General features: G+C 70.3%; 2 protein-coding genes. Both read left to right on the top strand.

Annotated elements, in window-relative coordinates; all coding sequences use genetic code 11:
• The first annotated feature begins 71 nt into the window (after nt 1–71).
• Nucleotides 72–1,295 (top strand): IS21 family transposase, encoded by a 1,224-nt coding sequence (gene istA, locus ABTW95_RS35630; RefSeq protein ID WP_500228632.1) that lies wholly within the window; start codon nt 72–74, stop codon nt 1,293–1,295.
• Nucleotides 1,295–1,639: ATP-binding protein (locus ABTW95_RS35625; RefSeq protein ID WP_500228631.1), on the top strand; the 345-nt coding region annotated here is incomplete at its 3' end. The genes istA and ABTW95_RS35625, both read left to right, overlap by 1 nt.

Here is a 1,639-nt window from a genome sequence, read left to right as displayed (position 1 = left end):
TGTCGACGACGCGTGAAAACTGACCCCCAGGCGACGGCCGAAATCTGACCCCTTTGCTGTCACTGTGGAGGGTGATCAAGGTGGAGGACTGGGCGGAGATCCGCCGGTTGCACCGGGCCGAGGGCATGCCGATCAAGGCGATCGCTCGGCGGATGGGCATCTCGAAGAACACCGTCAAGCGGGCGCTGGCGGCCGAGGAACCGCCGAAGTACCGGCGGGCGAGCAGGGGGTCGATCGTGGACGCGGTGGAGCCGCAGATCCGGGCACTGCTGGAGCAGTTTCCGGACATGCCGGCCACGGTCATCGCCGAGCGGATCGGCTGGACGAACTCGCTCACCGTGCTCAAGGACCGGGTCCGGATCCTGCGGCCGCACTACCAGCCGGTGGATCCGGCGTCCCGGACGGCGTATCAGCCCGGCGAGCTGGCCCAATGCGATCTGTGGTTCCCGCCGGCCCAGATCCCTTTGGGTGCCGGGCAGGCGGGCAGCCCGCCGGTGCTGGTGATGGTCTCGGGGTATTCGCGCTGGCTGATGGCGCGGATGCTGCCCTCGCGGGCGGCCGGGGACCTGTTCGCCGGGATGTGGACCCTGCTGAGCGTGCTGGGGGCGGTGCCCAAGACGCTGGTGTGGGACAACGAGGGCGCGATCGGGCAGTGGAAGGGTGGCCGTCCGCAGCTGACCGGCGAGGCCAACGCGTTCCGCGGGGTGCTGGGGATCGCGATCCGCCAGTGCAGGCCCGCCGACCCCGAAGCCAAGGGGCTGGTGGAGCGGGCGAACGGGTATCTGGAGACCTCCTTCATGCCCGGCCGCGTCTTCACCGGCCCCGGCGACTTCAACACTCAGCTCGCCCAGTGGCTGACGCGGGCCAATGCCCGTCATCACCGGCGGATCGAGTGTCGTCCCGCCGACCGGATCGATGCCGATCGGGCGGCGATGGTCGGGTTGCCGCCGGTTGCTCCGGCGGTCGGGTGGCGGACCTCGACACGGCTGGCCCGCGACCACTACGTCCGGATCGCCTCCAACGACTACTCGGTGCATCCGTCGGTCATCGGCCGACTGGTCGAGGTCGTCGCCGATCCCGAGCAGGTCACCGTGACCTGCGGCGGCCAACTCGTCGCCCGGCATGACCGGTGCTGGGCGGTCCATCAGAGCATCACCGACCCGGCCCACGCCCGGGCTGCCGCCGCGCTGCGCCGCACCAAGATCCAGGCCGTGACGGCATCGGCCGGGATCGAGGTCGAACAACGCCGACTCAGTGACTACGACGCCCTGCTGGGCGTTGAGGGGGTGGCCTGATGGCTTCTGCGAAGACCGGCAGCGGCCGCAACCTCGCCGCCGAACTGGCCTACCTGACCCGGGTCCTCAAGGCCCCGTCCCTGGCGGCCTCGGTCGACCGGCTGGCCGAACGAGCCCGGGCCGAGTCCTGGAGCCATGAGGAGTTCCTGGCCGCCTGCCTGCAACGCGAGGTCGCCGCCCGCGAATCCCACGGCGGTGAGGCCCGCATCCGCGCAGCCCGTTTCCCGGCCCGCAAGGGACTGGAGGACTTCGACTTCGACCACCAGCGCTCCCTCAAACGAGAGGTCATCGCCCACCTGGGCACTCTGGACTTCGTCGCCGCCCGCGAGAACGTGGTGTTCCTC

This window comes from Spirillospora sp. NPDC127506 (assembly GCF_040302145.1).
In the GTDB taxonomy this organism is placed as follows: Bacteria; Actinomycetota; Actinomycetes; order Streptosporangiales; family Streptosporangiaceae; genus Spirillospora.
The sequence above is the reverse complement of the archived record's forward strand: the minus strand, read 5'-3'. Positions and strand labels throughout refer to the sequence as shown.